1 protein-coding gene is annotated in these 860 nt (G+C 50.8%); it reads right to left on the bottom strand.

What is annotated here, in order from left to right; all coding sequences use genetic code 11:
- Window positions 1–85: 85 nt before the first annotated feature.
- Window positions 86–860, bottom strand: a 775-nt coding sequence (locus BGL48_RS11370) for an elongation factor Tu (protein WP_069362751.1), incomplete at its 5' end; no start/stop codon positions are given.

Here is an 860-nt window from a genome sequence, read left to right as displayed (position 1 = left end):
ATATCAAGGTATCGTCAAAGAAAGGGCAAACAAAAAGGGAGCGCAATGCGCTCCCTTTGGTTGATAAGACTCAGCGTCTATCAAATTAAGCGATGATGTTAGCAACAACACCCGCGCCTACAGTACGGCCACCTTCACGGATAGCGAAACGTAGACCTTCGTCCATCGCGATAGGTGCGATGAGCGTTACAACCATCTTGATGTTGTCACCAGGCATTACCATCTCAACGCCTTCTGGCAGCTCGATAGTACCGGTTACGTCAGTAGTACGGAAGTAGAACTGTGGACGATAGCCTTTGAAGAATGGCGTATGACGGCCACCTTCGTCTTTGCCCAGCACGTAAACTTCTGACTCGAACTTAGTGTGCGGAGTGATTGAACCCGGCTTCGCCAGTACTTGGCCACGCTCAACTTCGTCACGCTTAGTACCACGCAGAAGAACACCAACGTTCTCACCCGCACGGCCTTCGTCTAGAAGCTTACGGAACATCTCAACACCAGTACAGGTGGTCTTCGCGGTGTCTTTCATGCCCACGATTTCAACGTCGTCACCTACAGTGATGATGCCTTGCTCAACACGACCGGTTACAACCGTACCACGGCCTTGGATTGAGAAGACGTCTTCGATTGGCAGGATGAACGGCTTGTCGATCGCACGCTCTGGCTCTGGGATGTAAGAATCTAGCGCTTCTGCTAGTTCAACAATCTTCTGCTCCCACTGCTCTTCGCCGTTCAATGCACCCAGTGCAGAACCTTGAATAACTGGGCAGTCGTCACCTGGGAAGTCATACTCTGAAAGTAGCTCACGAACTTCCATTTCAACCAGCTCAAGCAGCTCTTCGTCATCAACCATGTCACAT

The organism is Salinivibrio sp. SS3 (assembly GCF_001722105.1).
GTDB lineage: Bacteria > Pseudomonadota > Gammaproteobacteria > Enterobacterales > Vibrionaceae > Salinivibrio > Salinivibrio kushneri.
Note: the sequence above shows the minus strand (reverse complement) of the source record. Positions and strands in the feature narration are given on the sequence as shown.